Annotated in this window: 21 protein-coding genes and 1 tRNA gene; 4 read left to right on the top strand and 18 right to left on the bottom strand. The window is 32.6% G+C overall.

Going from position 1 to position 26,514, the window contains the following annotated elements:
• Positions 1-53 precede the first annotated feature (53 nt).
• The 13 genes from queG to BUC03_RS09190 form a co-directional block, all read right to left on the bottom strand.
• Positions 54-983 (bottom strand): tRNA epoxyqueuosine(34) reductase QueG, encoded by a 930-nt coding sequence (gene queG / locus BUC03_RS09250; protein ID WP_073150787.1) that lies wholly within the window; start codon positions 981-983, stop codon positions 54-56.
• Positions 984-2,315: a cytochrome P450 gene (locus BUC03_RS09245; RefSeq protein WP_073150784.1), complete on the bottom strand. Its 1,332-nt coding sequence runs from the start codon at positions 2,313-2,315 to the stop codon at positions 984-986.
• Between the two features lie 10 nt (positions 2,316-2,325).
• Complete coding sequence (ruvB, locus tag BUC03_RS09240) at positions 2,326-3,348, bottom strand: Holliday junction branch migration DNA helicase RuvB (RefSeq protein ID WP_073150781.1); 1,023 nt, start codon at positions 3,346-3,348, stop codon at positions 2,326-2,328.
• 71 nt (positions 3,349-3,419) lie between these two features.
• Positions 3,420-4,175: a helix-turn-helix domain-containing protein gene (locus BUC03_RS09235; protein WP_084112874.1), complete on the bottom strand. Its 756-nt coding sequence runs from the start codon at positions 4,173-4,175 to the stop codon at positions 3,420-3,422.
• A gap of 35 nt (positions 4,176-4,210) precedes the next feature.
• A complete protein-coding gene (locus tag BUC03_RS09230; protein WP_073150775.1) occupies positions 4,211-5,356 on the bottom strand; it encodes an MFS transporter in 1,146 nt (381 codons plus the stop codon).
• Between the two features lie 134 nt (positions 5,357-5,490).
• Entirely contained in the window at positions 5,491-7,317 is a 1,827-nt protein-coding gene (locus BUC03_RS09225) for a cytochrome c oxidase subunit I (RefSeq protein WP_073150772.1), read from the bottom strand.
• 18 nt (positions 7,318-7,335) lie between these two features.
• Positions 7,336-8,427, bottom strand: a complete 1,092-nt coding sequence (locus tag BUC03_RS09220; RefSeq protein WP_073150769.1) for a cytochrome c oxidase subunit II — start codon at positions 8,425-8,427, stop codon at positions 7,336-7,338.
• 33 nt (positions 8,428-8,460) lie between these two features.
• The gene (locus tag BUC03_RS09215) at positions 8,461-9,831 is read right to left on the bottom strand and encodes a quinol:cytochrome C oxidoreductase (protein ID WP_073150766.1); all 1,371 of its coding nucleotides are present in this window, start codon (positions 9,829-9,831) and stop codon (positions 8,461-8,463) included.
• 32 nt (positions 9,832-9,863) lie between these two features.
• A complete protein-coding gene (locus tag BUC03_RS09210; RefSeq protein WP_073150763.1) occupies positions 9,864-10,574 on the bottom strand; it encodes a c-type cytochrome in 711 nt (236 codons plus the stop codon).
• A gap of 6 nt (positions 10,575-10,580) precedes the next feature.
• The gene (locus BUC03_RS09205; protein WP_073150760.1) at positions 10,581-11,105 is read right to left on the bottom strand and encodes a DUF3341 domain-containing protein; all 525 of its coding nucleotides are present in this window, start codon (positions 11,103-11,105) and stop codon (positions 10,581-10,583) included.
• Positions 11,106-11,146: 41 nt separating this feature from the next.
• A complete protein-coding gene (gene nrfD / locus BUC03_RS09200) occupies positions 11,147-12,625 on the bottom strand; it encodes an NrfD/PsrC family molybdoenzyme membrane anchor subunit (protein WP_073150757.1) in 1,479 nt (492 codons plus the stop codon).
• 31 nt (positions 12,626-12,656) lie between these two features.
• On the bottom strand, positions 12,657-15,737 hold the full coding sequence (locus BUC03_RS09195) for a TAT-variant-translocated molybdopterin oxidoreductase (RefSeq protein ID WP_073150755.1): 3,081 nt from the start codon (positions 15,735-15,737) through the stop codon (positions 12,657-12,659).
• Positions 15,738-15,771: 34 nt separating this feature from the next.
• Complete coding sequence (locus BUC03_RS09190; protein WP_073150752.1) at positions 15,772-17,121, bottom strand: c-type cytochrome; 1,350 nt, start codon at positions 17,119-17,121, stop codon at positions 15,772-15,774.
• 227 nt (positions 17,122-17,348) lie between these two features.
• Here BUC03_RS09190 and BUC03_RS09185 point away from each other — a divergent pair, with 227 nt between their 5' ends.
• Positions 17,349-17,726, top strand: coding sequence for an SPOR domain-containing protein (locus BUC03_RS09185; protein WP_073151032.1), 378 nt, complete (start codon positions 17,349-17,351; stop codon positions 17,724-17,726).
• A 74-nt stretch (positions 17,727-17,800) separates the two neighbouring features.
• On the opposite strand, the gene infB is transcribed toward BUC03_RS09185, so the two are convergent.
• The 3 genes from infB to rimP all read right to left on the bottom strand — a co-directional run bounded on the left by infB (position 17,801) and on the right by rimP (position 22,316).
• Complete coding sequence (gene infB / locus BUC03_RS09180) at positions 17,801-20,545, bottom strand: translation initiation factor IF-2 (RefSeq protein ID WP_073150742.1); 2,745 nt, start codon at positions 20,543-20,545, stop codon at positions 17,801-17,803.
• Between the two features lie 61 nt (positions 20,546-20,606).
• Positions 20,607-21,842, bottom strand: a complete 1,236-nt coding sequence (nusA, locus tag BUC03_RS09175; protein ID WP_073150739.1) for a transcription termination factor NusA — start codon at positions 21,840-21,842, stop codon at positions 20,607-20,609.
• 12 nt (positions 21,843-21,854) lie between these two features.
• Positions 21,855-22,316: a ribosome assembly cofactor RimP gene (gene rimP / locus BUC03_RS09170; RefSeq protein ID WP_073150736.1), complete on the bottom strand. Its 462-nt coding sequence runs from the start codon at positions 22,314-22,316 to the stop codon at positions 21,855-21,857.
• Between the two features lie 159 nt (positions 22,317-22,475).
• Between rimP and BUC03_RS09165 the strand changes: the two genes are divergently transcribed.
• Positions 22,476-23,306 (top strand): universal stress protein, encoded by an 831-nt coding sequence (locus BUC03_RS09165; RefSeq protein WP_073150733.1) that lies wholly within the window; start codon positions 22,476-22,478, stop codon positions 23,304-23,306.
• On the opposite strand, the gene BUC03_RS09160 is transcribed toward BUC03_RS09165, so the two are convergent.
• Positions 23,293-24,783 carry an AsmA family protein gene (locus BUC03_RS09160; protein ID WP_073150730.1) on the bottom strand — a complete coding sequence of 497 codons (1,491 nt, stop codon included), beginning with the start codon at positions 24,781-24,783 and terminating at the stop codon, positions 23,293-23,295. The two genes, BUC03_RS09165 and BUC03_RS09160, sit on opposite strands and share 14 nt — an antisense overlap.
• 385 nt (positions 24,784-25,168) lie before the next feature.
• Here BUC03_RS09160 and BUC03_RS09150 point away from each other — a divergent pair, with 385 nt between their 5' ends.
• Together BUC03_RS09150 and BUC03_RS09145 are read left to right on the top strand one after the other, a co-directional pair.
• Positions 25,169-25,807, top strand: a complete 639-nt coding sequence (locus BUC03_RS09150; RefSeq protein WP_073150726.1) for a metallophosphoesterase family protein — start codon at positions 25,169-25,171, stop codon at positions 25,805-25,807.
• 102 nt (positions 25,808-25,909) lie between these two features.
• A complete protein-coding gene (locus BUC03_RS09145) occupies positions 25,910-26,230 on the top strand; it encodes a hypothetical protein (protein ID WP_073150723.1) in 321 nt (106 codons plus the stop codon).
• 60 nt (positions 26,231-26,290) lie between these two features.
• Here BUC03_RS09145 and BUC03_RS09140 read toward each other — a convergent pair.
• A tRNA-Gln gene (locus BUC03_RS09140) sits at positions 26,291-26,363 on the bottom strand.
• Positions 26,364-26,514: the final 151 nt, after the last annotated feature.

Genomic DNA, 26,514 nt, shown 5'->3' with positions numbered 1-26,514 from the left:
TTGTTTCTAGTTTGAGAATAAGCAAAGGTAAACATCCATTTAGAATAGAAAAATTAACTTTCTAAAAAATTAATATTTCGCTTTAAGCCATCATACTTGGTTCTTTTTACGGCTGTTTTTTTAAATATTTCTTGAAAAGTCTCTTTGGTAATCTCTTTCCAATCTTCTTTTGTCATTTGTAACAAATCTGGATGCGGATTAAATAATGGTTCGGTATGTGGTTTAGAAAACCTGTTCCAAGGGCAAACATCTTGGCAAATATCACAACCAAACATCCAATCGTTAAATTTCCCTCTTTCTGAAGCTGGAATACTATCTTTTAGTTCTATTGTATAATAAGAAATACACTTGCTACCGTCTACTTTATAAGGCTCGTAAATTGCATCTGTAGGGCAAGCATCTATACAAGCGGTACAGCTTCCGCAGTGATCTGTAACTGGAGTATCATATTCTAACTCCAAATCGATAATTAATTCTGCAATAAAAAAAAAGGAACCTGTTTTTTTAGATAATAAATTACTGTTTTTCCCTATCCAGCCTAAACCACTTTTAGCTGCCCAAGCTTTGTCTAACACAGGAGCAGAATCTACAAATGCTCTTCCTGACACTTCCCCTATTTCTTTTTTTATAAATTGGAGCAAGTGTTTTAGCTTGTCTTTTATTACAAAATGGTAATCTTGACCATAAGCGTATTTACTTAAATGATAGCTATCTTCTTGCTGAATTTCGTGCGGATAATAATTTAATAAAACAGAAACTATACTTTTGGCGTCATCTACTAAAAGGGTAGGATTTAAACGTTTATCAAAATGATTCTCCATCCATTGCATTTCTCCGTTTCTATTTTCATTTAGCCATTTTTCTAAACGCGGTGCTTCATCTTCTAAAAATCCTGCTTTACTTATGCCACAAGACATAAAGCCAAGCCTTAACGCTTCGTCTTTAATAAGCTTAGTGTATTTTTCTGAATTAGTAAGCAGCATTTATCTTTTTGTAAATTTTAAAATAGCATTTTTAGGTTTGAGTGTAATTAACGGAGTAATCTCTATGGCACCTTGCTTAGCTTCTATTTTAAATTTACTTGTAATTTCTGAAATAGCCATTATCATTTCATACATAGCAAAATTATTACCAATACACTTTCTTGGACCTGCCCCAAAAGGATAGTAGGCTATAGATTTTTTGGTTTCTATTTTTTCAAAACGTTCTGGTATAAACTGCTCAGGATTACTCCAATAATCTTTATGCCTATGAATTTCGTATATAGAAAGTAAAATGCTAGATGCTTTAGAGACAGTAAAATCTTCAAAATTATCTTCTTCTAAACTTATTCTATCTATAAAATAAACAGGAGGGTAAAGTCTCATAGATTCATCTATTACTTGATTAGCATAAGTACTAATTTTTAAAAACTCCATTATTGTGGAAGATTCTTTTTTTGCCTTAACTACCTCTTCATGTAATTTTTCTTGAATTTCAGGATTTCTAGCTAACAACTCACAGGTAAAAGTTAGCGCGTTAGCAGTAGTTTCATGACCTGCTGTAAAAAGTATTAATATTTCATCTATTAACTGCTGCTCTGTCATTGTAGAGCCATCTTCATACCTTGCATCTAGTAGCATATCTAGCAAATCATCTTCTTTAACACCAGAAGCTTTTCTTTTATTTACAATTTGCTTTAAAATTTCTCGAGCTTCATTGGTTAAGTCTATATGCTTTTGTATTTGTCCGCTCCATTTAAACCACCAACCTTTAAAAGGTTGTCTTAACTCACTTACTAACATTTTTTGAGCTGCCTCTGTAATGTATTGCAGTCTATTAATTTCTTTTTCTCCAACGGCACTACTAAAAAGAGATTTCACTACTGTTTGAAAGGCCAAATTATTTAAAATAGGAAAAATATCTATTGGCTTATCTGTGGTTATTTTTTGCAATTCTACCAATATAGCTTCTTGTATATTATCTACAAGTTGTGCTAATTGTTTTTTATGAAATGCTGGTTGTATTAGCTTTCTTTGTTTTATCCACTTTTCTCCATTTACAGTCAGTAAACCGTGCCCCACGTATTTAGAAAGATCTTTAGTTTGTATGGGAGATTTATGGTAATTTTTTTGATTCTTCTGAAGAATATATTGTGCTAGTTTAGGATTTCTAGAAAACACAACCGAATTACCTAAACCTATTTTTAACCTAAAGACATCTCCTAACTTCTGGAAGTTATATTCATGAAAAGGTAACGGATTTTTTAAAATATTAGCAGCATGCCTAATAAATCTAAAGAATGAAACTTCAGGTATATTTTTATGTGTCTGCATTTTAAAAATTTTAAAAGAGTCCGCCTTGTGTATTATGCTTGGTTTTGCCTAAATGTCTATAAGCCGCTTCTGTTACCTCTCTACCTCTAGGAGTACGTATAATAAAACCTTGCTGAATTAAAAATGGCTCGTACACCTCTTCTATGGTTTCTGCACTTTCACTAACTGCTGTAGACAGGGTAGTAATACCTACAGGGCCACCTTTAAATTTTTCTATAATGGTGGTTAATATTTTATTATCCATTTCATCTAAACCGTTTGCATCTACATTTAATGCTTTTAAGCTGTATTTAGAAATTTCAATATCTATTTTACCATTACCTTTAATTTGAGCAAAATCTCTTACTCTTCTTAAAAGTGCATTAGCAATTCTTGGAGTACCTCTACTTCTGCCTGCAATTTCTATAGCTGCATCAATAGAAATAGGGACATTTAATATAGCTGCACTTCTTTGTATAATGTCTGAGAGTAATTCTGTAGTATAATATTGCAACCTACTAGAAATACCAAATCTAGCTCTCATAGGTGCTGTAAGTAAACCTGATCTTGTAGTGGCACCTACTAATGTAAAAGGGTTTAAATGAATTTGAACTGAACGTGCATTAGGTCCAGACTCAATCATAATATCTATTTTAAAATCTTCCATTGCAGAGTATAAATACTCTTCTATCACGGGTGATAATCGATGGATTTCATCTATAAATAGTACATCTCGTTCTTCTAGATTGGTTAGCAAGCCTGCTAAATCTCCTGGTTTATCTAACACTGGCCCAGAGGTAATTTTGATACCTGCATTTAGCTCATTTGCTAAAATATGAGCTAAAGTAGTTTTCCCTAAGCCTGGAGGACCATGAAATAATGTATGGTCTAAAGCTTCTCCTCTTTGATTTGCTGCCTGAACAAAAACCTGTAAATTTTCAAGTACTTGGTCTTGCCCCGCAAAATCGTTAAAAGATAGCGGACGTAAAGCTTTTTCTATATCAAATTCTTCTGGAGTAAAACTCTCTCCTGTTGCGTCTAGGTTTTCATTCATAAAACAAATATAGGAAAGCTACTATTCAATTAGTATTCTCTAAAACACTTTTCAGAAATAATCAACAACTTTTAATCTTTTGAGGTAAATTGAATAGGACTAATCCCTTCATAACGTTTAAAAAACCTTGAAAAAGCACTAACGGAATTAAAATTATATGTAAAAGCAATTTGTTTTACCGTTTTATCTTTCTTTAACAATTCTCTTTTAATTTCTGTAAGTTGACGCTGAACAATTAATTGTTTAGCTGTAAACCTAAGTTTTTCTTTTAATATTTGATTTAAACGCTTATCACTAATTTTAATTTTTTTTGCATAAAAATTAGTATCTGTTTCATGTTGAAAATTCTGCTCCATTAAATTAAGAAATTGATAAACCCTATTTTGATTTATATCTTTAGGTAAAAACTCTTTCTCTTTTATTCTAATTAATGAGAGCATTATAATTTTTAACACTGATTTTATAATTAAATAAGAACCATGTTCTTTAGAATATTCAATTACAAAAAAATCTAATATATGCTTTAATTCTTTTTGTTGAGTTACAGTTAACGTCAATTCGTTATTATACGACAGGTTAAATAGATTTAATACATCTAGTGCAAACTCAACATCATCTTCTTCTATTAACTCTCTCTGAAAAGAAAGTAGCAATGCTTTTGTATAAATTTTTGAAGTTGACTTAAATTTTTCATTTAAAGGAATAAATAGAACTTTAGCAGTAGGTGCTTCAAAACAAAAAAACAAACGAAATGTATTTTTCATTTGTTCTTTTGCTGCAAAATCATCACTTGTTACTAGTGAAATTTTATTTTTCCAATTTTCCACTTTTATATTTTTCTATAGTAGCAGAAAAATACAATTTAATTATTTCGTTTAAAAAAAATAAAGAGAAAGATTGCAATTAGTACACTAATAAAAGCTGTACAGATAAATATATAGGAAGAACTACCTGGCAAATACTCTACAAAAGTTGCACAAAATTGCCCAGCAAAAACCATCATAGAGAAAGTTCCTAGATTTTTCCCTCTAGTAATGGTACTACTATATTCTACAACCATATGGTTTAATAACGGTACTGTTAAACCGAAACCAACTCCTGTTAAAACAACCCCAACTAACATTATAGAAACTTGTGAAGCTGTACCAAATAGTAAATAACCTAGTCCAAAAAACACAAAACCTAAACAAACAGTAGTATTTGCACCAAGCTTTTGAGTGATATTAGGCATTTGGCTTGCAGTTAAAACAGCAACTAGAGAAATTGCAGACATAAAATAACCTGTAGATGACTCTGTAAAAGAAAATTGTGTAGGCAAATAGCTTGGAAGAGTTACATAAGCCACAAAAAAGATAGCCATTGAGAAAAAAGAACCAACAAAAACAGGAGTCATTATTTTCTTTCTTGATTTATCAGCAACTGAGTTATCTTGATTAGAAGACTCATTAATATTAGCAACTTCAGATTTAGGCAAACTACTTATTACCATAAAAAGAAACGGAATAGCTATTAAATAAATGTAAAAAGGAAAAGTCCAATTTAATTCGCCTAAAAAACCACCAATAGATAAAAAGATAACTCCACCTAGCTCTATTGCCATACCTTGCCAAGCAATCATCTTCATTCTATCTTTCCCTTCAAATAATTGGGCTATAAAAGTAGTAACAGCAACTTGTATTGCTACACAAGCGGCACCTAAGAGTAATCTATCTGCAATTAGTAAATAGTTATTATTTAAATAAAAACCTATAAAGCCTAATAACGCATATGGAATTAACCCCCAACACAGAAGCTTAAACGCTCCAATTTTATTAATTAACCTTCCTACTATAGGCGAGAAAATAACTACCCCTAAAGATGGTAATGTAACCAATAAACCTGGTGTATATTTAAAATTTAGATTAGCTACAATGCTAGGAAGAGCAGGAGCTATAACAGAGCCTACCATAATTGTAAGACTACTGACTAACAATATAGTTACGATACTTAGTTTGGATATATTTTTCATTTTACAAAATTGAAAAAATAAGAATCAAAAACATATACCAAAATGCTTATTACGTTGACACAATTGGAAATTGAATAAAACAAAACAGCCTTTCTAAATATAGAAAGGCTGTTGATATATTATATTTTAAATACCTAGTGACTTAATTCTTCTTCATTATCTTGAAGAGGCACATCTTGTGGTATAAAATCTTGACCCGCTATTACGTAATCAGATTCTTCTTTATTTAATTTACTATAATCATAAGGCCAACGATAAACTTTTGGAATTTCACCAGGCCAGTTACCGTGAATATGTTCTACTGGAGTTGTCCACTCTAGCGTGTTAGAATTCCAAGGATTCTTAGAAGCTTTCTTACCAAAGAAAATAGAGTGAATAAAGTTGTAGATAAACACTAATTGAACCAATGCTGTAATGATAGCAAATACAGTAATAATTACATTAACGTTAGCTAAATCATCAAAATAAGGAAAGTTAGTATTAGTATAGTAACGTCTTGGTAAACCTGCCATACCTATAAAGTGCATTGGGAAAAATACCCCGTAAGCACCAACTGCAGTAACCCAGAAATGTACATAACCTAAATTTTTGTTCATCATTCTACCAAACATCTTTGGAAACCAGTGGTAAACACCTGCAAATAAACCATATAATGCAGAGATACCCATTACTAAGTGGAAGTGAGCAATTACAAAATAAGTATCGTGAACGTTAATATCTAAAGTACTATCTCCAAGAATAATACCAGTTAAACCACCAGTAATAAATGTTGATACTAAACCTATAGAAAATAACATACCTGGATTCATTTGTAAGTTACCTTTCCATAATGTGGTTATGTAGTTGAAAGATTTTACTGCTGAAGGTATTGCAATTAATAAAGTTGTAAAAGTAAATACAGACCCTAAGAAAGGATTCATACCTGATACAAACATGTGGTGACCCCAAACAATAGTTGATAAGAATGCAATTGCTAATATAGATGCAACCATGGCACGGTATCCAAAAATTGGTTTACGTGAATTTGTTGCGATAACCTCTGAAGTAATACCTAATGCAGGTAATAATACAATATATACCTCTGGGTGACCTAAGAACCAAAATAAATGTTCAAATAAAACTGGAGAACCACCTTGGTGAGCTAAAACTTCACCTTTAATATAAATATCACTTAAGAAGAAAGAAGTACCAAAACTTCTATCCATAATTAACATTAAAGCTGCAGAAAGTAAAACTGGGAAAGAAACTACACCAATAATTGCAGTTACAAATAAAGCCCAAATACTTAAAGGAAGTCTTGTCATAGACATACCTTCTGTTCTCATATTAATTACAGTAACAATGTAGTTAAGAGACCCCATTAAACTTTGTGCAATAAATAAAGCTAAAGATACTAACCAAAGAGTCATACCTGTACCTGAACCTGGAATTGCTTCTGGCAAAGCACTTAAAGGAGGATAAATTGTCCATCCTGCAGATGCTGGTCCAGACTCTACAAATAAAGAACTTAACATGATAATACTTGATAATAAGAATATCCAGTAAGAAAGCATATTCATAAAACCAGAAGCCATATCACGTGCTCCAATCTGAAGTGGAATAAGTAAGTTACTAAATGTACCACTTAAACCTGCTGTAAGTACAAAGAATACCATAATGGTACCGTGAATAGTAACTAATGCTAAATAAGCATCAGGATTCATTACACCATCTGTAGAATATTTATCACCTAAAAACATTTCAAATACCCAAGATGCTTCTTCTGGCCAAGCTAATTGAATTCTAAATAAAATAGACATAAAAATACCTATCGCTCCCATTACTAAACCAGTAATTAAGAACTGCTTACCAATCATTTTATGATCTTGACTAAAAATGTATTTGGTAATAAAAGTTTCTTTATGATGTCCATGATCATCGTGATGATCGTGAGCTATTGCTGCGTTTGCTGATACTGACATATCTACTCTGTATTGCTTTTAGTTATTGCTTGTTACTTTCTGTTCCTCTTCTTTCTTAAGAGATTCTCCAAATGCTTCTTGTTCTGCTATCCAAGAATTAAAATCTTCTTCTTCCTCAACTACAATTTTCATTTGCATATTGAAGTGAGAAATACCGCAGATTTTGTTACATAAAAGATAATATTCAAACTCATAAGGATCTAAAGCTACATCTCCGTTAGCTACTAACTCTTTACTTTTTTCTTTTCTTATTTGATTTAATTCTTTTACTTTATCTACCATATACTCCGAATTTTTCATTTCTTCGGAAGTAATTGTAGGCGTAAAGCTAAACTGTGTAATCATACCTGGTACAACATTCATTTGAGCTCTAAAGAATGGAAAATAAGCTGAGTGCAAAACATCTTGAGATCTAAACTTGAATAAAACAGGACGATTTACAGGTAAATGTAATTCTGTCGTAATTTTATCATCTTTAGCATAGCTATCACTTTCATCTACACCAACAACATTAGTACCTTCAATAAAACGAACGTTAGCTTTACCTAATGTATTATCTTCTCCAGAATAACGAGCTTTCCAACCAAATTGATAAGCATAAATTTCAACCACTAAAGCATCTTCATCATCTTCAATATTCATGATATCAGACCAAGTAAATAAACCGTAAATAATTAGACCAGCTAAAACAATTACTGGAATAATTGTCCAAATAAATTCTAGTTTATCGTTATCTGCATAAAATAAAGCTCTTCTACCTTTAGCACCTTTGTACTTATACGCAAAGAAGAAAAGTAAAAATTGAGTGATTACCTGAACAAACATGATAAGACCAATAGAAATAAACATTAATCTATCGTAATCTTTCCCGTGTTCTGATGCTGCTTCTGGTAAATAAAGGTCACTCCAATTCCAGAAACTATAAGCCATTAAAAGATAAAGGAAAGAAACAAAAGCAATCATTAAATATCCTTGATTCTTATTATCCGTATTGTTAGCTACTTGATTTGAATCATGATCTGTTGAATTTGATAACTTAAGTATTTTGGACATTTGCCAAAAAGTAAGTCCCAACAGTGCTATAACTACTATGATTAAAAATACAGTCATTGTGATAATATCTTTCTTTAATACAAATTATTATTAATAATGGTAATGCTTACTTTCTTCTATGTAAGGGTTTCTTTTTGCTAATAATGGAGCTTTTGTAAGCGCATTAAATACAACAAAAACAAATAAACCACCAAAGAAAAATATAGCACTAATTTCTGGTATGCCAATAAACCAAGATTTACCTACCGTTGCTGGCATAATCATATTGTAAATATCAATATAGTGTCCAATTAATATTACCACTCCAGCCATAACTACAAACCAATTAACACGTTTATAATCACTATTCATTAGAACTAATAATGGGAATAAGAAATTTAAAACTATCATACCGAAAAATGGTAAATTATAATCTTCTATTCTAGTAATAAAGTAAGTTACTTCTTCAGGAATATTTGAATACCAAATCAACATAAATTGTGAAAACCAAAGGTATGTCCAGAAAATACTGATACCAAACATAAACTTAGCTAAATCGTGAATATGACTATTATTTACATATTCTAAATACCCTCTACTCTTTAAGTAAATAGTAATTAAAGCGATTACAGTAATTGCAGATACAAAAAGGCTTGCAAAAACGTACCAACCAAATAAAGTACTATACCAGTGAGGGTCTACACTCATAATCCAATCCCAAGACATCATAGATTCTGTTACAATAAAGAATACTAAGAAACCTGCAGATAACTTAAAGCTTTGCTTAAACCATCTATTGTGATCAGCTTCATCGTGTCTTAAAGAATTTTTTCTTAATAAGTATCTAAAAATATTCCATCCTGCTATATATATAACAGCTCTAATTAAAAAGAAAGGAACATTTAAAAAAGCACTTTTACCTTGAATTAATTCATCGTGCTTAACAACTTCAGGATCCATCCAAACAAATAAATGGTTAAAATGCATACCTGATAAAGCTAATAACAATAACATAATTAAACTACCAGGTAGTAAATATGCTGTTACTGCTTCTATAACTCTATATAAAACTGGAGACCAACCTGCTTGAGCTGCATATTGTACAGCATAAAAAGCAAGAGCTCCTAAAGCAATCATAAAGAAAAAGAAAGCCGCTACATAAGTTGCTGCCCAAGGTTTATTTTGTAATTGATGAAGTAAATGCTCTGCGTGAGAAGACTCGTGTCCCTCTGCTACACTTGAGTGATCAGCATCTGCACCGTGCATTTCTTGAGGTTGAGAGTGATGACCAGCTGGTTGATGTTCTTCCATTTGAGCAGTTTCGCCATGACTTTCACCATGGTGAGCTCCTTGTTCAGCAATGATTTGTTCTACTTCTTCTATTGATGAAGGTGCAGATAAGAAACCGTAAATCATTCCTATGGCACCAACTACAATAAAGATTATTGCTGTTAATTTCAATTTACTAGATAGCGTGTACATACTAATTTATCTATGCAGTTAAATTCTTACTATTAATTTACTTCGTGTGATTGCTCTTCACTCTCGGTATGTAAAGACTCATGTTCTTCATTAACTGAAGCTTCATCTTCATGCTGAGAATGATTATCTATTGTCTCTAATTCAACTTCAGCAATTTCATTTTCACTTACAAAATCTCTTTGAGGCTGCCCGTTAAGTTTCGCTTTTAAATCCATCACATAGTGATTAATTTGCCAACGTTCTTCTTCACTAGTTTGCGATGCATAAGAACCCATTGTATTTATACCGTAAAACATTACGTGATAAACACTACCTTCTGTTATTGCACGACCAGCATCATTATATGCAGGTATACCTAAAATCTTTTCTCTTTGAGCTAAAGTACCTTTACCATCACCTTTATCTCCGTGACAAATTGCACAATAGATTGTATATAACTCTTTTCCTTTATTAACGTTATCTTCTGTATAAGGAAGAGGGTTGGATAAATTTGCTTTAGCATTTTGATAACCATCATTAGAATTTTCAAAACCATAAGGTTTCCATCCTCTAGGGATAGTTCCTTCTACAGGTAATTGAGCTTCTTGAGTGTTCTCAAAAGTTTCATAACTTCCGTAAGCTTCGTAACCTACAGATTCATACATATTAGGAAAATACTGATAATTACGATCATCTTTAGTAAAACAACCTACCGCTAATGACGCAGAAACTAACAACAGTCCTATGTTAAATAAACGCTTCATAAAAGTTTATTTGTGTATTAATTTTATCTCTATAGCTCCAGTATTACTTAAGAACTTAGACATTTCTTCTACTTTATGATTTGCTACATCTACTTCCATTAAAAAATGGTCATCTGTAGTTCTTACATCTGGATTTTCTGCTTCTTTAAACGGCCATAATCTACTTCTTAAGTAAAAAGTAATTACCATTAAATGGGCTGCAAAAAATACTGTTAATTCAAACATAATAGGTACAAACGCTGGTAAGTTTTCTATAAAACTAAAACTAGGTTTACCACCAATATTTTGAGGCCAGTCTTCTATCATAATAAAATTCATCATGGATGCAGCAACCGAAAGACCAATAATACCGTAAATAAATGCAGTAATAGCTAATCTTGTTGGAGCAAGCCCCATAGCCTTATCTAGACCGTGAACTGGGAAAGGTGTATAAACCTCTTCAATATGATAACGAGCCTCTTTTGTTTGCTTAACGGCTTGCATAAGCAAATCGTCATCTGTATATATAGCGTGTAATACTTTTGAAGACATCTTATTGATTATTTATTTTTAAAATCAGCTACTTTAGCAGATTAGTTATTGTTATCAGTTTCAGCAGCACTTGAACCAGAATCTTGAATGCTAATAATTGGATCTCCCACTACAGGATCATACAAGTTCACATGATCTCCATGTTCAGCTCTTAGCTTTTTATATTTTTCTCCAGATGATTTCAAGATTGTTTTTACTTCTGCTTGTGCAATTACTGGGAAAGTTCTTGCATACAATAAGAAAAGAACAAAGAAGAAACCAATAGTACCTACAAATATACCTATATCTACAAATGTTGGAGAGAACATAGTCCAAGAAGACGGCAAGTAATCTCTATGTAACGAGGTTACAATAATTACAAAACGCTCAAACCACATACCAATGTTTACCACTATAGATATAAAGAAAGAGAACATAATACTTCTTCTTAATTTAGGGAACCACATAAACTGCGGAGAGATAACGTTACAAGTCATCATTGACCAGTATGCCCACCAATAAGGACCAGTTGCTCTGTTTAAGAAAGCATATTGCTCAAACTCAACTCCAGAATACCAAGCAATAACTAGCTCTGTTATATAAGCTACACCAACAATAGAACCTGTAATCATAATTACAATATTCATTAATTCAATATGTTGTGTAGTAATATAGTTTTCAAGATTTGAAACTTTTCTCATTATAATTAACAAGGTATTTACCATTGCAAACCCAGAGAAAATAGCCCCCGCAACGAAATAAGGAGGGAATATTGTAGTATGCCAACCCGGAATAACAGACGTTGCAAAATCAAAAGATACAATAGTATGTACTGACAATACAAGAGGAGTTGCTAAACCTGCTAATACAAGAGAAACCTCTTCAAAACGTTGCCAATCTTTAGCTCTACCACTCCAACCAAATGAAAGTAAAGAATATATTTTCTTTTGGAAAGGCTTTACAGCACGATCACGAATCATTGCAAAATCTGGAAGTAAACCTGTCCACCAGAAAACTAATGATACAGATAAATAAGTAGAAATTGCAAATACATCCCAAAGAAGAGGAGAATTAAAGTTTACCCATAGAGAACCAAACTGGTTTGGAATAGGTAAAACCCAATACCCTAACCAAGGTCTTCCCATGTGTATTACAGGAAACAATCCTGCTTGAACTACAGAGAAAATAGTCATCGCCTCTGCAGACCTGTTAATAGCCATTCTCCATTTTTGGCGAAATAATAATAGTACTGCAGAAATTAACGTTCCCGCGTGACCAATACCTACCCACCAAACAAAATTGGTGATATCCCAGGCCCAACCTACGGTTTTATTAAGACCCCAAGTACCAATACCTGTAGATACCGTATAAATAATACAACCTATTCCCCATAGGAAAGCAACTAGTGATATTGAAAATACAATCCACCAAGTTTTATTTGCCTTACCTTCTACCGGGGCTGCAACATCTATAGTTACATCATGATAAGACTTATCTCCGGTAACTAAAGGCTTTCTTATAGGTGCTTCGTAATGAGACATAATGATTTATAATTGATTCTTTAATTAACTTTTATACTTCTGTAGTGTTTCTAACTTTTGTATGATAAAAAACATTTGGCTTAGTTCCAATATGCTCTAACAGGTGATACATTCTATCACTTTGCTTAAGATCATAAACTTCGCTCTCTTTATCATTTATATCTCCAAATACCATTGCTCCAGAATCACAAGCTGCAGAACATGCAGTTTGGAACTCACCATCTTTAATTTCTCTACCATCACGCTTAGCATCAAGAATAGTTTTTTGTGTCATTTGAATACACATAGAACATTTTTCCATCACACCACGAGAACGAACAACAACATCAGGATTTAAAACCATACGCCCTAAATCATTATTCATATGGTAATCAAACTCGTCATTTTTATTATACAAGAACCAGTTAAAACGACGAACTTTATAAGGACAGTTGTTAGCACAATATCTTGTACCTACACAACGGTTGTAAGCCATATGGTTTTGACCTTGACGTCCGTGAGATGTTGCCGCAACAGGACAAACAGTTTCACAAGGAGCGTGATTACAGTGTTGACACATTACCGGTTGGAAAACAACCTGAACTTTCTCTTGAGCAGCTTCTTCTAATTCTCCAAAACCACCTAGAGAACCATTATCTCCAAATAAACCACTAAAGTTATCTTTCTTCTCATTATCTTCTTCAAAAGTATCTTCTGAAGAGTAATAACGATCAATTCTTAACCAGTGCATATCACGGCTACGTCTAACTTCAGACTTACCAACAACAGGCACATTATTTTCACTATGACAAGCTATCACACAAGCACCACAACCAGTACAAGCATTTAAATCTATAGAAAGATTAAAATGATGACCAATAGTTCTATCAAACTCATCCCACAAATCTACTTCTGGAGAAGTTACAGCAACCTCTTCGTGATTAAGTGAAACTTGAGCAAGATGATTCCAAACACTCTTGTCTTTTGTATTAAATATCTCTAAAGTAGTTTCTTTAACTACATCTCCACGACCCATTAACGTATTATGTAACTGAACACAAGCAAATTCATGTCTACCACCTGCTTTTTCAATAGTTACATTTTGAACGTTATTAAAGTTTTGATATAAAGGATAAGCATTTACACCTGTCTGCATCTCTTCTTGAATTGCAGCACGTTTACCGTAACCAAGAGATAAACCTACAGATCCTTTTGCTTGACCTGGCTGAATAAGAACAGGAACATTCTTAAGAACCTTATCACCAACTTTTACATTAACATAACAACCATCTAAAGCTCCATTAGCAACATTTTCATTCCACAACTCTAAACGATCTGCATCTGCTTTAGCTACAGTTATATAGTTATCCCAAGAAACTCTAGTTATTGGATCAGGTAATTCTTGCAACCAAGGGTTATTTGCTTGCTCTCCATTACCTAAAGCAGTTTTAGTATATAAAACCAACTCCATACCATTACTAGAAGATTGCTTTAATCTAGAAAGTGAGGCAGAAAGATTTACCTCATTAGCAACAAAATCACTAGACTCAACAAGCATAGATGACTCAAAAACACCATCGTGTAAAGCGTCATTCCAAGATTTACCACTTAAGTTACCAGACCAAGTTTGTCTGATATATTCATAATAAGAAGTATCATTCCCAACCCATTTCAATAAAGCATCTTGAAACTGTCTTGTATCAAACAAAGGCTTTATAGTAGGCTGCATTAAACTAACATTCTTCTTTGTGATTTGCACATCTCCCCAAGATTCTAAGTAATGAGGCGCAGCAGCAACGTATTCACACAATTCTGCGGTTTCATCTTCTTTCATACTGAAAGTAAGAGACAAATCAACCTTTTTTAAACCATCTTTAAAATCAGAAGAATTAGGTAAAGAGTAAGCTGGGTTTACACCTGCTAAGATGATAGCACCAACATTACCTGAATTCATTTCAGCAACAACAGAAAGAACCTCCTTGTTATTACCTTGACGATTCATTTTTGGATTTTCAACATCCATCACCTTACTACCTAAAGCCTCGTTTATTGCCATTGTTATTAATTGCGCATCTACATCTTGTAAACCACAAACCACAACAGCATTACTACCAGATTTTCTTAATTGCTCTTTAGCCTTCACAACAGCATCATCTAACTCTGCAGAAAGATCACTAGAACCTCCACCAACAACATAACCATAAAGAGCCGCTAACACAGCTTTTTGTTTTGAAGGAGAAACAGCTACTCTTTTATCTGCATTAGCACCAGCTAAAGACATATTTGATTCAAACTGAATATGCCTAGACATCTTCCCTTCTTTAGGAACTCTACCCTTAGCATAACCAGCTTCATATCCACCACCTTGCCAATCACCTAAAAAGTCTGCACCAACAGAAACTATTGTTTCTGCCTTAGAAAAATCATAATTAGGCATTGCACGGTAACCAAACTTAGCTTCAAAAGCATCTAAAACAGCGTTTTCTGACACAGAATCATAAACCACATGTTTTACATTTGCATATTTTGAAGAAAACTCAGCTATTAACTTAGACGTAGCAGGACTAGCAAAAGTTTGCGTTAACAAAACAATTTGCTTACCTCCTAAATTATTTAATTTTGCACTTACTCCTCTATCAAACTCTTCCCAAGATACAGGCTGACCTTTTACCATTGGGCGTTTCAACCTCTGATTATCATAAAGAGACAAAACAGAAGCATGAACTCTAGCATTAGCTGAAGAGGTTGCAGAAGCAAGTTTATTACTTTCTATCTTAATTGGTCTTCCTTCTCTTGTTTTAACCAAAACACTTGAGAAATCAAAACCATCTGCAATTGTAGTAGCATAATAATTAGCTACACCAGGAACGATTCTTTCTGGCTGAACAACATAAGGAATAGATTTAGTCACCGGACCTTCACACGCCGCTAACGACGCAGCAGCAGTACTAAACCCAACGAACTTTAAAAAGTCTCTTCTAGAAGTAGAAGAACTCTCCAAAGACTCCTTATCACCCAAAAACTCATCCGTAGGAATTTCTTCTACAAATTCATTCTGTTTAAGCGTCTCAACAATAGGGCTATTTTCATTTAGCTCCTCAACACTTTTCCAGTATTTCTTGTTTGATGACATATTATTATATAGAATTAGCTTCTTATTAAATTTATTAGTAATGACATTTCCCACATTCTGTCGCTCCCATTTGAGCAGCAGTTAATGTTTCTACACCATATTTTTTCGACAACTCTTCGTGAATCTTCTCGTAATACTCATTACCCTCCATTTTCACATTAGTTTCCCTATGACAGTTTATACACCAACCCATAGTTAAAGGAGAATACTGATACATTATCTCCATCTCTTCTACAGGACCATGACACTCTTGACAAGCAACACCAGCAACCGTTACGTGCTGAGAGTGATTAAAGTAAGCGAAATCTGGAAGATTATGAATTCTAACCCACTTCACAGGCTTAGATTCTCCAGTATAAGATTGTGTTGCAGGGTCCCAACCAGTTGCTTCATACAACTTAGCTATCTCCCCATCATAAAACTCTTTAGTATATTCTTCTGTCACAGAAGTATTAGGATTAGAAGCATCTGCAACCTCACTAATAGATTTATGACAATTCATACAAACATTTAAAGAAGGAATACCAGAAGTCTTACTTACTCTTGCAGATGAGTGACAATACTTACACTCTATTTCATTATCACCAGCGTGAATTCTATGAGAATAATGAATTGGCTGAACTGGCTGATAACCTTGATCTACCCCAACCTGCATTAAATAACCATAAGCAAAATAACCACCTGTTAACAACAAGAAAACAGAAGTCACTAATACCAAAAATTGATTTTCAACAAATGCTTTCCAAATTGGTTTTCTAGTTTCAGCAACCGACAACTCAACACCACTAGCAGCAGCAAAACGAGTTAATGTTTTGTTTACTAAAAACAGAACAGCAACCAACAAAAGTAAAACAAACGCTAAAACACCTAAAATTATATCTGTAGAAACACCGCTTCCAGAAGAATCACCACCAGAACCACCAGGAATCTGAGGTTGAGTAGTAGGCTCCGGCTTTGGCTGCTCTACATAAGCAAGTATATTATCTATATCTTCATTTGACAACTGAGGAAACGGAGTCATCGCTGTCTGATTAAACTCTTCATAAATAGCAACCGCTTCAGCATCACCAGCAGCAATTAATTCTTGACTATTCTTTATCCAACGATAAAGCCAATCTGTTTCATGTCTACTCGTCACACCATTTAAAGCAGGACCAGTAGAACGCTTATACCTCTTATGACAAGAAGCACAAAGAGAATTAAACAACTCTTTTCCCTTAGCCGCATCTCCACCAGAACTTGCAGCAGCCTCAACTGAACCTTGAGAAGATTCATCTGCAGCAGCCTCTTCCTGAGCGAATAAATTTTGAGAGAAAGAAAATAAAACTACTAATAAAAGAAGTAGCACTCTTGAAATTGAATGGCGGGTATTCACCTTTTCCATATTACAACTGAATTAACATCTTAGTTTGGTACGGTTTTTATTATGAATTAGTTAGCCCAAAAAAGCACAACTAGACCGTAAATTTCCTTGACAAAAGTAATACTTAAAGATGATTTTAGAAATGTTAGAGTATTGTTAATCGCTAATTTATACCATTTCTAAATAAAGAATATTGAATTGATATAAAAAATTAGTTCTATTTTTGCCTAAAACGCACATTTATGAAAATGAATTCTAAACATGTACCCATCTTACTGGCAGCAACTTGCCTATTTTTAGTAAGTACAATTAACACTAATGCACAATCTTCTATAGATGCTGACCCGTTATTAAATGAGTTAATTGTATTGAAAGCAAAAATGATTGAAAATAATGAAATAAATGAAAGATATAAGATTCAATTATTTTACGGTACAGATTTAAAGGAAGCCAACAAAATAAAAAATGAATTTAAAGAAAAATACAAAGAATGGCCCTCTGATATTGTGTTTGAGACACCAAACTATAAAGTTTGGATTGGAGACTTTAGAAATAAATTGGAAGCAGAGAGAGCTTTTATAGAGCTAAAAAAAGACTTTAAAAGCGCCATTATTTTTAAACCATAATTACAAAACACTGAAGCATAAAAAAAGCGACTTGAAAATTTCAAGTCGCTTTTTTATTTATAATTGAAAAAAACCTATTTCAGTTTTTTCTTAACCTCTACTTGTTGGAAAGCTTCAATTACATCACCTTCTTTAATATCGTTGTAATTTTTCACCTGGATACCACAATCATATCCTTTTGAAACTTCTTTCACATCATCTTTAAATCGTTTTAATGAAGCTAATGTTCCTGTGTAAATAACTACACTTTCACGAATTAAACGTATACTACTACTTCTGTAAATTTTACCTGTAGTAACCATACACCCAGCAATGGTTCCAATCTTAGAGATTTTAAACGTCTCTCTAATTTCAGCTGTACCAGTAACCTCCTCTTTCATTTCTGGAGAAAGCATACCTTCCATCGCATCTTTAAGATCATTAATAGCATCATAAATAATAGAATAAGTTCTAATATCTATTTCTTCTTTATCTGCTACTTGATTAGCATTACCTGCAGGTCTAACATTAAACCCTATAATAATTGCATCTGAAGCAGAAGCTAATAACACATCACTCTCTGTGATTGCCCCAACCCCTTTATGAATAATATTAACCTGAATTTCTTCTGTTGAGAGTTTCTGGAAGCTATCTGTTAATGCTTCTACAGAACCATCTACATCTCCTTTCAAGATAATATTTAACTCTTTAAAGTCACCAAGCGCAATACGTCTTCCTATCTCATCTAAAGTAATATGACGTTGCGTTCTTACACTTTGCTCACGTTGTAGCTGTGTACGCTTAGAAGCTATATCTTTAGCTTCACGCTCATCTTCCATTACAATAAACTTATCACCTGCTTGAGGAGCACCATCTAGACCTAAAATAGAAACTGGTGTTGAAGGTCCAGCCTCTTTTACATTGTTACCTCTTTCATCTTGCATTGCCTTAATTTTACCACTAGTGGTACCAGCCAATACATAATCTCCAATTTTTAGTGTACCTGCCTGAACTAAGATAGTAGAAACATAACCTCTACCTTTATCTAAGAAAGCTTCTACAACCGCACCGCTTGCAAGTTTATTAGGGTTAGCTTTTAATTCTAAAATCTCAGCCTCTAATAATACTTTTTCTAATAATTCTTTAACACCTAAACCTTGTTTTGCAGAAATATCTTGAGACTGTACTTTACCTCCCCAATCTTCCACTAGCAAGTTCATTGCTGCTAATTTTTCTTTTATCTTTTCTGGATTTGCCGTTGGTAAATCAACCTTGTTTATTGCAAAGATAATAGGCACTCCAGCTGCTTGAGCGTGAGAAATAGCCTCTTTTGTTTGCGGCATCACATCATCATCTGCTGCAATAACAATTACTGCAATATCTGTAATTTGAGCACCACGAGCTCTCATCGCCGTAAAGGCCTCGTGACCAGGAGTATCTAAAAATGCTATTTTCTCTCCGTTATCAAGCTGAACCCCATAAGCACCAATATGCTGTGTAATACCACCACTTTCACCTGCAATTACATTTTCTTTACGTATATAATCTAACAGAGAAGTTTTACCGTGATCTACGTGACCCATTACCGTAACAATAGGAGCACGACTTACTAAATCTTCTGGAGCATCTTGCTCTACTTCTATAGACTCTTCTATATCTGCATTTACAAAATCTACTTCAAAACCAAACTCTTCTGCAACTATACTTAATGTCTCTGCATCTAAACGTTGGTTCATTGTTACCATCATCCCTAAAGACATACAAGCTGATATTACCTTAGTTACAGGCACATCCATCATTGTGGCAACTTCACTAACCGTAACAAACTCTGTTGCTTTTAATGTTTTGCTTTGCTCTTCTTGCTGAGCTTGTTGATCTTCAGATTTTTGACGATGCTGATCTCTTTTATCTCTTCTATACTTAGCACCTTTACCTTTAGAAGACTTCCCTTGAAGCTTCTCTAAAGTTTCTCTTACCTGCTTTTGTACTTCTTCTTCTGTAGGCTCTTCTTTTTTAACTGCAGCTGCTGGCCTACGACGCTTATTATTGCCACCTTTATTAAAAGCACCTCCAGTACCTCCTGGTCTTCTAGTAGCAGGAGAAGCATTACCATCTTTACTTATTCTTCTACGGCGTTTTTTCTTGTTAGCAGCAGAAGACTTATCATCTTTCTTTTCTTCTTTTTTCTTAGCAGGTTTTTTAAACTTACTAAGATCAATTTTTTCACCCGTAAAGTTAGGACCATTTAATTTCTGATACTTTGTCTCTAAACGATCTTCTTTCACTGGCTCTGTAGCAGCTTTATCGGCATCTACTTTTTCAGTTTTAACATCTGTTTTTTGAGGTGTATCTTTAGAAGTTTTAGGCTTTTGAAGATCTTTAGCTTTATCAACTGATTTATTTTCTGAAGAATCTTCTTTTTTAGAAACTGACTTAGGCTTTCTACCTTTATCAAGATCTATTTTACCAACTTGCTTAGGACCTTCTAATTTATTCTTAGCTTTTACAATCCTCTCTTCTTCTTCTTTCTTCCTAAGCTCTTCTTTCTTACGCTCTTCTTCCAACTTAACAAGCTTCTCTTTTTGCTCTTTTTCTCGAGCTAAACGAAGTTCTTCTTTCTCTTTCTTGCGCTCTTCACTAACTTCTTTTGAAGCCACCTTCTTACTTTTATCTGTTTGAAATTTATCAAACAGCACTCGGTAAACCTCGTCTGAAATCTTAGTAGTAGGACGCGCATCAATATCATATCCCTGTGCTGTTAAAAACTCTACAGCACGATCTAACGAAATATTGAATTCGCGTAATACCTTATTTAATCGCATTTTCTTTGCTTCAGCCATAAATTGCCTCTAAATTAACCTCTTATTCTATTTTATGAAAAAAAACTATATAAACAAATAGTTAATCTTCAAATTCTTCTTTTAAAACTTGAATAACATTTTTAATTGTCTCTTCTTCCAAGTCTGTAATTTTTACTAAATCATCTACATCTTTCTCAAGAATACTTTTTGCGGTTTCTAAACCTATTCTTGAAAATTCTTCTATCACCCAAGCATCAATTTCATCTGCAAACTCTTTAAGCTCTACATCTTCATCTGAAGCTCCGTCTCTATAAACATCAATCTCGTAACCTGTTAACTGACCTGCCAATCTAATATTATGACCACCACGACCAATTGCTTTAGAAACCTCTTCTGGCTTCAGCATTACTTGAGCAGTCATATTTTCGTCGTTAATTTTAACAGACATTACTTTTGCAGGACTTAAAGCCCTTGTAATTAATAATTGACTATTAGTAGTATAATTAATTACATCTATATTCTCATTACCAAGCTCTCTCACAATACCGTGAATACGAGAACCCTTCATCCCTACACAAGCTCCAACAGGATCAATTCTATCATCGTAAGAATCTACCGCTACTTTTGCTTTTTCTCCAGGAATTCTAACTACTTTTTTCACAGTAATTAAACCATCAAAAACTTCAGGGATTTCTTGTTCAAATAATTTCTCTAAGAAACCAGGCGCAGTTCTAGAAAGTATAATAATTGGCTTATTACCTTTTAGCTCTACACTCTCTATCACCCCTTTAACATTTTCGCCTTTTCTAAAGAAGTCTGAAGGTATTTGTCTGTCTTTAGGCATAATTAACTCATTACCTTCATCATCTAACAAAATTACTGCACGATGACGAATATGATGAACTTCTGCTGCATAAATCTCACCTTCTAACTCTTTAAATTGCTTATAGATGTTAGTATTATCGTGTTCATGAATTTTAGAAATCAGATTTTGTCTTAACGCCAAAATAGCTCTTCTTCCTAAATCTATTAATTTCACTTCTTGAGAAACATCTTCTCCTACTTCAAAATCTGGCTCAATTTTCCTAGCTGCTGTTAAAGAAATTTCTTGATTTTCATCTTCCACCTCACCATCTGCAACTACCACTCTATTTCTCCAAATCTCTAAATCTCCTTTATCAGGATTTATAATTATATCAAAATTATCATCTTCTCCAAATTTCTTTTTCAGTGCATTCCTAAATACATCTTCCAAAATCGCCATTAGGGTTACACGATCTATTAATTTATCGTCTTTAAATTCTGAAAAAGAATTAATTAAATCGATATTCTCCATATCAAAAACAGGTTAAAATGTTATCATCACTTTTGCTTCTACAATATCTGCGTATTTCAACACAGCCTCTTTTTTTACTGTAACCTTTCCTTTACCTATAGGTTTAGGCTCTCTCGCTTTCCAACGCAACACGATTTCTTCTTCTGTTGCACTATCTAACGTTGCTTCAAATTGCTGATTTTCTGTTCTCACACTAAGTTTTCTGCCTAAGTTTTTCTTGTACTGTCTCGGAATCTCTAAGGGAGATGCTGCGCCAGCAGAAGTTACTTCTAAAGAAAAATCTTGTTCTTCACGATCTAAATTATGCTCAATCTTTCTACTTACCGCGATACAATCGTTAACAGAAACTCCATTATCTCCATCAATAACCACCAAAATCTGGTTATCCCCTTTAATTTCAAATTGAATTAAAAATAAAGATGGATTTTCTTCTAGAGCTTCTTCTAATAATCGTTTTACTTCTTCTTTTAGCATGAAAACATTTATAAAAAGAGGGGACTTTATGTCCCCTCAAATAATCATTAACTTCTGATTGCAAATATAGTAATAATATTTGAGTTGAGAAATCTGATTCAAAACTAAATTATTCGTAACTTTATAACGTAGGTAAAACAACCATTAAATTCATCTAAAATGAAAAAAATTTTAGTCCCAACAGATTTTTCAGAGCAAGCAAATAATGCTCTCGAAGTGGCTTCACAACTAGCAAGAAAGTATAATAGTGAAATTTATCTTTTACACTTATTAGAATTACCAAGCCAACTAATTGACCCTACCACAAATAGTGGCAATCAAATACCAGAAACCATTTATTTTATGAAAATGGCTCATAAAAAATTTGAAGAAATTAAAAATAAAGACTTCTTAAAAGACATTCCTGTATACGAAACCGTAATTTTTCAAGATACTTTAGAAGGTATTAGAGAGGTTGGAGAAAAGAATAATTGCGATTTAATTGTAATGGGATCTCATGGTGCTGACGGCTTTAAAGAAGTATTTATTGGATCTAATACAGAAAAAGTAGTTAGAAACTCTGATATACCTGTTTTAGTAATTAAAGATCATCTTCCTAATTTTAAAGTAAGCAATTTTGTTTTTGCAAGTGATTTTGTACCTAAAGTGAAAAAATCTTTTTTAGAAGCAGTAAAATTTGCTGAAAAAGTTGGCGCAAAAATGCATTTAGTATACATAAATACTGCTAATAAATTTAAAACTACCGAATATCTTGACAAGCAAATGAGCACATTTCTTGAAGATGTAGATTTTAAAAATTACACATTAAATGTATATAACGCTGAATCTATTGAACAAGGTGTTTTAAAATTTGCAGCCAATAAAGAAGCAGATTTAGTAGGTATAAGTACTCACGGAAGAAAAGGACTTGCTCACTTTTTAAACGGAAGTGTTAGTGAAGATCTGGTAAACCATGCTAAAAGGCCTGTAATTACTTTTAAAGCACAATAAAAACTTCTTTTAAACCTGATTGGATGCATTTCCAGAAATAATTCCAGAATGATTTAGTAACATCTCTCTTAACCTCTTTAGGCTTTACAGTAGTTTCTCCATCATTTTTAGGTTTTTTCTTTACAAAAATATTAGCAAGCGTGCTTAGAAACTTGTTTTCTTGCGCGCTTTCTTTTTTTAACACTTCTAACTTAAAGTCTTGGTAATCTATCTGTAATTCTCCATTAGCTTGAGTAGAATTTCCTTTAAAATTAAAATAAAGTTCACTAACATTACCTTGTGTTTTTACCCCCAACGCAGGCTCAAAAAATGAATTAATAGAATTTTGAGAAATATTAAATACACTACCACTAATTACAAACAGATCTTCTAGATTATTTATTTTAAATCGCCAGTTAGCTTTAAAATTAGACTTACCCATAAACTTAGACCTAAAATAAACTTCTGTTTCTGGAAATTGCTCTCTTTCTAAATCTACATTAGTTAATCTATAAATATCTACCTCTAAAGGATTAAAAAATATTTTACCAGGACCTCTATTTTTATTAATCAACTCTTGATACTCTAAATACATATTCTTCACCTTTAAACTATCCACGTTGATTTTAAAATCCATCTCTCGAAGCATTTTACTATACAAATCTTTTTTTCGCACATCGTCTTTTATTGTTTTATCTCTATAAATAGATAAATCAACCTGATTTACATCAACATAATTTACAGAGAGTTGGTTTTGAAGATTATCTAAATTCAACTTATAATCACGAAGAACAAGAGTCTCTACCTTCAAATCGATTAAATCTTTTTCATAAGGAATAACTTTTATATAATCTTTTTTTGAAAGACGCGGAAGGTATTTTAAGTGAGAAAACGCTATAGAATCTTGGGTAACCCACAAATTATCTAAGGTAATTTTCTGTAATTGATTAAGTGTATAATCAACTTTAGAAATATCAATATTTACATCTTTATACCGAAAAGGAATAGTAGAAGTTAATGTATTTTTATTAAACTCAACATCACCTAACTCTATACCGAAATGATTAACATTCAAACTCCTTAAACTATCTTGCTGAAAAGAAAATGTACCATTTATTAAAACCTCACCCACCAAAACATCTTTATTAAAAGACATTTTTGAACCTGAACCAGATTTATCAGCTTTAGATTTTTCAATATCAATTTTAAAATCTTGTAAATCTATTTGATTTAGACTTATTATATCTTTCACAAAAAAAGAGTAATAACCAAATCCAGATGCACTCAATACCTCTCCAGTAATTACATTACCACCATCTTTATAACTTGGTTTAATAATTTTTACAGAACCAGATAATAAATTTAAACGTAAATCAACATAAGCCACTTTACCTTCTAGCGCGTTTTCAATTTTGTTTTTTACAATAATTTGAGCTATAAAAAACAATACAACTAAAGACGCCAAAACCACACCAACTACAATACTATACTTCTTCATGTTTTTCACAAATTATTATAGAAATGTATTATACTTTTTATTTTAAACTAAAACTTTAATACTATTTAACTAAAAACGACACACAAAGCTATTCACTAGTTAAAATTGAGCTAAATAACTTATTAGAAAAATAAATCAATCTATTTACATTCTATATTTGTGTAAACTCAAAAAAATAATGATCGCTAAGCTTGCCATATTTCTTATATTTATTATTGCTGAAATTTCTTTAGGAATTTACAGCTTAGCTATTAGCGAAAGTTTATTTGCTAAATTTCTATTTTTTACATTAAGTGCATTTATTATTTGCCTGTTAGTTATTAAACTATCTAGCACCCTACTCCCTGATGACGATTAATTAAATTAATATTTAACTATCTTAACCATGAATATTATCTGTATCTCAGACACTCATAACTTTCATGATAAACTCACTCTACCAATAGAAGGAGATTTAATTATACATGCAGGAGACTTAACAGAAGCAGGGACAGAAAGAGAATTAAAAGATTTTTTTGATTGGTTTTCTAAGCTACCATACCCGTATAAAATTTGCATTGCAGGTAATCATGATTTTTACCTAGAAAATATTAGCAAACAAGAATTAGAAGAGTTAATCCCTAATAATGTGATTTATTTAGAAGATGAAGCTGTAAATATTAATGGTATTAATTTTTGGGGGTCACCATACACTTTCACACATCACAATTGGGCCTTTAAGAAAAAGCAACTTGAAATGGAAACTCACTGGAAAAAGATACCTCAACAAACCAACGTACTAATTACGCACACACCTCCCAAAGGAGTTTTAGATGAATCTAACAAAGAAGCAGAAATAGGTTGTCCATTTTTAAAAGAACAAATCACGCTAAAAAAACCAAAATTCCACATTTTTGGTCATTTACATGAAAATTACGGCATAGTAAAACTTCAACAAACTACATATATTAACGCCACTTCATTTATTCACAACCTCTCTATACCCAACCCTCCAATTCAAATAAAATTTCATAAAAATTATTAATTTACAAGGTGTTTTTGTTAATAAAGCATTAATTCAATAAAATTAATTTTTATTTTATCAGATTATCAGTTAAATTCATAGATTAAATGTAAATTTCACGCTATGAAAACATATTACACAAACAACGTTATTTTACAAGAGATGAATAATTTAATTCACTCCAGCTGCACACAAAACTCTCCTCAACTTCAAAAATTTCAAACAGCTCTAATCAAAAAATATTTTGGAGCACTAGAAGTAAGCTGTAGTAATGCCAAAAAAGAAATTTATTTAAAATTAGCAGTAAAAAAGGGACAGTATACTAATGTAACCGTACATTACAATAACCTTGAAAACTTTTTAAAATCTTGTGTAGAAAATGACTCCAGCAATCTAAGTTTTTACCAAAATATGCTGATCTTTTATAATGCTAATGCTGCATGATAAATTTTTAGTAAAATAAAGACACAAAAAAACCGAGTTGAAATTCAACTCGGTTTTTTGTTGGCCCACTAGGGCTCGAACCTAGACTCTTCTGTACCAAAAACAGACGTGTTGCCAGTTACACCATAGGCCAATTAATAATTGCGAGTGCAAATATAAAACAAACTTTCATTCACGCAAAGAAAATTTTAAAAAAAATTAAATAAAATATTTTTCCTCTGCAATCGTTGGTAGTACATTCATCAAATATTCTTAAATTCGCCATTGATTTTTAAGATCTTAAT

It is taken from the genome of Mesonia phycicola, assembly GCF_900141885.1.
Classification (GTDB): Bacteria; Bacteroidota; Bacteroidia; order Flavobacteriales; family Flavobacteriaceae; genus Mesonia; species Mesonia phycicola.
The sequence above is the reverse complement of the archived record's forward strand: the minus strand, read 5'-3'. Positions and strand labels throughout refer to the sequence as shown.